This is a genomic window from Vibrio sp. 10N.222.52.B12 (assembly GCF_002875385.1).
Lineage (GTDB): Bacteria > Pseudomonadota > Gammaproteobacteria > Enterobacterales > Vibrionaceae > Vibrio > Vibrio jasicida.
In genome coordinates this window covers 1-5,778 of sequence record NZ_MDAW01000030.1, presented here as the reverse complement: position 1 = coordinate 5,778, position 5,778 = coordinate 1, and the positions used below count along the sequence as shown (strand labels likewise).

Genomic DNA, 5,778 nt, shown 5'->3' with positions numbered 1-5,778 from the left:
GCGGACCATATAATTAGCCCAGTACTTTCATACTGGGCTTTGACTCTTTATTAGTTTCTAAAGGATACGCTTAAGTACGCCGTCAGCTTTGATGCGAGTGATCTTACGAACAAGCTTCTGAACGCTTTCTGGGTAATCTTCTACCTTTTCTAACTGTCGGTAAGTACAGATAAGTTGAGTATGCTCGAGAATGTTTGCTACTTCTTGCTCAAACTTATCCGTCATCTTAGCGTAGTTATCTTGCACCAATAGTCCATTTTCTAAGTCTAGTGACCATGCGCGTGGGTTCAGGTTATTACCTGTCATGAGCATGTAGCGTTTATCTACCCAAATACCTTTTAGGTGGAAGCTATTGTTGTCGTGCTTCCATAAGTGGATAGAAAGCTTACGAGCTGCAATGTTCGCTTCGTTGGCTTTTGCAAAACGGCGAAGGTTCAATTCGTAAAGATATGGCAAACCACCAATAGTTTTAAATTCTTCTTCCGGAGCAATATAGAAGTCATTTGCTGTTTTATCTCCAACAACAATCGTTACTTTCACCCCGCGTTTCATTGCACGTTTTACTTCACGATGAATCGCTTTAGGAAAGTTGAAGTAAGGTGTACAGATGAAGATTTCATTTTGAGCGGCAGCGAGTAACTTAACGATTTTCATGTTGAGTTGATTACGTCGCTTACCCAAGCCAACAAGAGGAGTCACTTTTACCTCTTCTTCTGTTGCACTCTCTGGCGAAAACTCATAATCAGCACGAGCGAGAGAAGAACGCAGTTGACGAATTGCAGCTTTGATTTCTTTAGTTTCTGGTTTGTCCTTACCAGCAAGGTCGTTTACTGCTGGGTGAGCTATCATCTCACTCTGGATGAAACCGACCATGGAGTCAGCAAGTGCTTTATGTTGAATCACATGGTAACGGTCGAAACGATAACGACCATTGTATTGAAGATAGACGTTGTTTAAGCTAGCGCCGCTATAAATAACGGTATCGTCAACAATAAAACCTTTTAAGTGCAGTACGCCGAAGACCTCTCTTCCTCGTACAGGAATGCCGTATACCGGAATCGAATGTTGGTATTTTTTAGCGAATGCTTTGTATAGCGCGGAATTGCCCTCTGATGACTCTGCACCAATGAGACCACGTTGAGCTCGGTGCCAATCTACACAGATATTGATGTCCAATCCAGGGTTGCGCTGTTTCGCCTCATAAAGCGCTGTGAAAATTTCACGTCCAGCTTCATCATCTTCCAGATATAGAGCGACTAGGTAAATTCGCGACGTTGCTTTGCTGATCGCATCAAGAAGACGAGTTCTGAAAGTTTCTGCTGCGTGCAGAACTTCAAAGTCTTCAGGCTTGACTGCGAGACTTGGCAACTGTTCGAATGGGTTCCTACTTACTATCATACCGGTGTGAGTACCTTAATTAAGTGCAATATTGCGAACCTGATATTTTACCAAAGATATGAATTCTCTGGCTACAAAACCACGTCGTTTAGAACGTCAGAAGTGGTGAATTGCATTGGAATGAGATCTTTACCACTGTCTACGTACCGCAAATAAGCCATTTTTAACGAGTTTGGCAATTCAGAGCTATCAATGGTTTCAAACCCATGCTGAGCGTAATAATTCTCTAAATGTTTAAAAGCGAAGCAATAATCACCACTAGTGAAAACTGTGTTTTCGCAATAAGTAAGCAGAGCACTACCGACGCCAGTCCCACGAAATTCTGGCACGACTAGCATTCCTGTAAGCAATCGTGATTTTTCGATGGCTTTCATTCGTAATAGCGCAACAATGCCATTCTTGACGCTGGCGGTAATGATTAACTCATCCCGTTTGGCTCGGCCTGCCGGATAATGCGCTTTATACAACCTCTTAATGAGAGGAAGTTTGATCGGATTTAACACTTCTATGATTAATGAGTCTGGTATTGTCACTGCGGCTAAAAGATAACTAATGTAGAATGTCCATAGTTTAAGAGAATCTCATCTGGCGTTGCAAATCCACTATGGAAATTAAGAAACACGCGAGCCTTAAGGCTTTTCATACATTTGGTATCGAGCAAACTTGCGACTATTTGGCGATTGTTGAATCTGTAGAAGATGTCATACAGTTGTTCAAGGACGACACCTTTAAAAAATTACCAAAACTGTTTTTAGGTAAAGGGAGTAACATGCTCTTTACTCAGCATTATGAAGGGCTTGTGATTATCAACCGATTACTTGGTAAACAAGTGAGTGAAACGGATGAGTATTACAAGCTGCATATTGATGGTGGTGAAGACTGGCCAGCATTAGTGGAATGGTGTGTAAAACAAGATATTGGTGGCCTTGAAAACTTAGCTCTTATCCCTGGCTGTGCGGGTTCTGCACCGATTCAGAACATCGGAGCGTATGGAGTAGAGCTCAACAACATCTGTGATTATGTTGATGTTCTTGACCTAGAGACTTTTGAAACTACACGTATGAGTGCAGAAGAATGTCTGTTTGGTTATCGTGATTCGATATTCAAGCATTCTCTGTATGAGAAGTGTTTTATCACCGCGCTTGGCCTTAAACTGCCCAAAATGTGGCAACCCGTCAATCAATATGGCCCTCTACAGTCTATTCCTGAAAAAGAACTTAGCCCTAACGCAATATTTGAGCGAGTTTGCCAAGTGCGCATGGAGAAGTTACCTGATCCAACTAAAGTGGGTAATGCAGGGAGTTTTTTTAAAAACCCAGTGATCAGTCAAGATCATTATGATCAACTCATCCAGCAGCATGACACCATGGTCGCCTATCCTGCAAAAGGTGGGATGAAAGTGGCAGCCGGTTGGCTGATTGATCAGTGTGGGCTAAAAGGTACCTCGGTTAACGGTGCCCAAGTGAACCCATTACAAGCTTTAGTGCTTACCAATGTGGATAACTGTACCGCGGAAGATGTGGTGACTTTGGCTTCTCTTGTAAAGAAAACGGTTTGGGATAAGTATCAAATAGAGCTTGAGCATGAAGTGCGTTTTATGAATAGTCATGCTGAGACAACCCTTTCTGAGATAGAGGCTGCTCGATGAGAAAAGAACATAACGCAAAGCTCCATATCCTCAAAGCGTTAAGCGACAGCGATTTCCATTCAGGTGAAGCACTTGGGGAGAGCCTTGGCATCTCTCGAGCAGCAATCGCAAAGCACATTAAAGGGTTAAATGAGTGGGGTGTGGATATCTATCGTATCCAAGGCCGAGGTTATCAACTGGCGCACCCCCTACAACTATTAGACGGAGATACACTCAAAGCGAAACTTGATAGTCAAATCGAGCTGATCTCTGTTATCGATTCAACCAACCAGTATTTGCTGGAAAGAGTGAATGAGTCAGACAAAGGAAGAGTTTGTTTAGCGGAATACCAAGCTAAAGGCAGAGGACGTCGTGGCCGTCAGTGGATTTCACCTTTTGGGACAAATCTCTACTTGTCTATGTACTGGCGACTGGACGCAGGTATGGCTGCAGCAATGGGATTAAGCCTTGTTGTTGGTATTGCGGCAGTAGAAGCGCTCGAAAGTATGGGCGTTCAAGGTGTGAAGTTGAAGTGGCCCAATGACCTCTATTTCCAAGATAAAAAACTTGCAGGTATTTTAGTAGAAATGTCAGGCCAAGCCGGTGGTGCCGCTCATCTTGTTATCGGGATGGGGTTGAACATTGGGATGCCGGACATACAGCCTGAGATTGATCAGCCTTGGACAACGTTGAATCAAGTCAGTGATGGTTTAACAATCGACCGCACCGTTCTGGCACTCAACCTTATTGAACACTGGAAGACCGCACTAGAAGAATATGAAATGACTGGTCTGGCGGGGTTTGTTGATCGTTGGAATCGTTTAGATAATTTTATAGACCGTCCGGTTAAGCTACTTATGGGGCCAAGAGAGATTCATGGCATTGTAAAAGGTATCGATCAACAAGGTGGGGTAGTACTAGAAACCAACAATGGTTTGGAGACCTACATTGGCGGCGAGATCTCCTTAAGAAAAACCGATTAACATTAACGAGTCAGCACTACTTTCTCAACGATACCTTATCAACCAAATGGCTTGGCCCTTTATGCAGTATTAAGTGGGCCCTTTCTCGAGTAGGAAGAATGTTCTGTTCCAAATTGAGCCCATTAATATCATGCCAAATCTGCTTAGCCTTGTTCCTAGCTTCTTCTACTGAGAGTTGAGTATAGTGGCTAAAATAGGAGCCAGGTTTGGTGAATGCTCCTCGACGGAATTTCAAAAATCGTTCTACGTACCATTGCTCGACGGTCTCTGTTTCAGCATCAACGTAAATAGAGAAGTCTAGAAAATCCGACACAAACACTCGATGTGGATCGTGTGGGTAATCCATACCGCTTTGCAAAACATTTAAACCTTCAATGATCAATATATCTGGCTGCTCAACGGTTTTAAGCTCTTCGGTAATGTCGTAGGTAATGTGGGAATAGACTGGCACTGTAAGGTCAGGTTTACCTGCTTTCACATCGGAAACAAACTCAACTAAACGCTTTATGTCGTACGACTCGGGAAAGCCTTTGCGATGCATGATGCCCTTATCTTCCAGTTCTTTCTTTGGATATAAGAAACCGTCGGTTGTCACTAACGCGACTTTTGGATGATTCTCCCAGCGAGATAGAAGGGCCTTCAGCAGCCTCGCAGTCGTACTTTTCCCTACCGCAACGCTACCAGCAATACCGATGACAAATGGAGGAGCATGCTCTTCTGTATTGAGAAATTGCTGTAATACTGAGTTGCGACTCTGGCGAGCTTGAACATATAAGTTCAATAGACGAGACAAAGGAAGGTAAATCTCTACCGCTTCCTCTACAGTGAGGTTTTCATTAATGCCTTGAAGCGCGGTTAAGTCGTCTTCAGAGAGTGTCATCGGGACAGAATTTCGTAGTTCTGCCCATTCAGCACGGTCAAATGACAAAAATGGACTCATGAGTCTCTTTGATCCTTGGTTTAATAGAGAGCAAGAACATACAACAAGCATCGTTTAAAGCAAACGACAAAGCTCGAAAGTTTGCTTTAAAAAGTGAGGTTTGTATGAATTTGCAGCAATTGAATCTAAAAAGCTAAATTTTACGATTTTTTTTAAAATACCTATTGCAACCTAGAAAATCATTCAATAGAATGCGCACCACTTATGCCGACTTAGCTCAGTAGGTAGAGCAACTGACTTGTAATCAGTAGGTCACCAGTTCGATTCCGGTAGTCGGCACCATTCTTTCCTGCTTCTTTAAGAAGCAATTGTAGTAAGAATGGCATGAAATTTTGGAGGGGTTCCCGAGTGGCCAAAGGGAGCAGACTGTAAATCTGCCGGCACTGCCTTCGATGGTTCGAATCCGTCCCCCTCCACCATATTCTTTAGGAAATAGCTCTCAGAGTTACGTGTTGCGGGCATCGTATAATGGCTATTACCTCAGCCTTCCAAGCTGATGATGCGGGTTCGATTCCCGCTGCCCGCTCCACTCTAATTTGAGTGCTGATATAGCTCAGGTGGTAGAGCGCATCCTTGGTAAGGATGAGGTCGGCAGTTCGAGTCTGCCTATCAGCACCAGCTCTCAAAGTTATTTCCTTTTGATATAAGATTTACCAATTATCTTTTTTGGTTGCGTGGTCAATTCGGGCCACCTAAATCCGTACCTAGAGGGACTACTCATGTCTAAAGAAAAATTTGAACGTGTAAAACCGCACGTAAACGTTGGTACTATCGGCCACGTTGACCACGGTAAAACAACTCTTACAGCTGCTATCTGTACAACACTTGCT

The 5,778-nt window shown here is 43.4% G+C and carries 6 protein-coding genes and 4 tRNA genes; 7 read left to right on the top strand and 3 right to left on the bottom strand.

The window, feature by feature from the left end:
- Positions 1-57 precede the first annotated feature (57 nt).
- Together pssA and BCT11_RS01995 are read right to left on the bottom strand one after the other, a co-directional pair.
- Positions 58-1,398: a CDP-diacylglycerol--serine O-phosphatidyltransferase gene (gene pssA / locus BCT11_RS02000; protein WP_038873871.1), complete on the bottom strand. Its 1,341-nt coding sequence runs from the start codon at positions 1,396-1,398 to the stop codon at positions 58-60.
- Between the two features lie 71 nt (positions 1,399-1,469).
- On the bottom strand, positions 1,470-1,901 hold the full coding sequence (locus BCT11_RS01995; RefSeq protein WP_198593896.1) for a GNAT family N-acetyltransferase: 432 nt from the start codon (positions 1,899-1,901) through the stop codon (positions 1,470-1,472).
- A 101-nt stretch (positions 1,902-2,002) separates the two neighbouring features.
- Here BCT11_RS01995 and murB point away from each other — a divergent pair, with 101 nt between their 5' ends.
- Both murB and birA read left to right on the top strand, forming a co-directional pair.
- Positions 2,003-3,046, top strand: a complete 1,044-nt coding sequence (murB, locus tag BCT11_RS01990) for a UDP-N-acetylmuramate dehydrogenase (RefSeq protein WP_102386949.1) — start codon at positions 2,003-2,005, stop codon at positions 3,044-3,046.
- On the top strand, positions 3,043-4,008 hold the full coding sequence (gene birA / locus BCT11_RS01985) for a bifunctional biotin--[acetyl-CoA-carboxylase] ligase/biotin operon repressor BirA (RefSeq protein ID WP_038873868.1): 966 nt from the start codon (positions 3,043-3,045) through the stop codon (positions 4,006-4,008). Before murB ends, birA begins: the two co-directional genes overlap by 4 nt.
- A 16-nt stretch (positions 4,009-4,024) precedes the next feature.
- Here the strand turns inward: birA and coaA are convergent, their stop codons facing one another.
- Complete coding sequence (gene coaA, locus BCT11_RS01980; RefSeq protein ID WP_038873865.1) at positions 4,025-4,948, bottom strand: type I pantothenate kinase; 924 nt, start codon at positions 4,946-4,948, stop codon at positions 4,025-4,027.
- Between the two features lie 206 nt (positions 4,949-5,154).
- Between coaA and BCT11_RS01970 the strand changes: the two genes are divergently transcribed.
- The 5 genes from BCT11_RS01970 to BCT11_RS01950 all read left to right on the top strand — a co-directional run.
- Positions 5,155-5,230 (top strand) — tRNA-Thr (locus BCT11_RS01970).
- A 52-nt stretch (positions 5,231-5,282) separates the two neighbouring features.
- Positions 5,283-5,367 (top strand) — tRNA-Tyr (locus tag BCT11_RS01965).
- A gap of 35 nt (positions 5,368-5,402) precedes the next feature.
- Positions 5,403-5,477 (top strand) — tRNA-Gly (locus BCT11_RS01960).
- A gap of 13 nt (positions 5,478-5,490) precedes the next feature.
- Positions 5,491-5,566 (top strand) — tRNA-Thr (locus BCT11_RS01955).
- 101 nt (positions 5,567-5,667) lie between these two features.
- Positions 5,668-5,778, top strand: a 111-nt coding sequence (locus BCT11_RS01950; protein WP_133152127.1) for a GTP-binding protein, incomplete at its 3' end; no start/stop codon positions are given.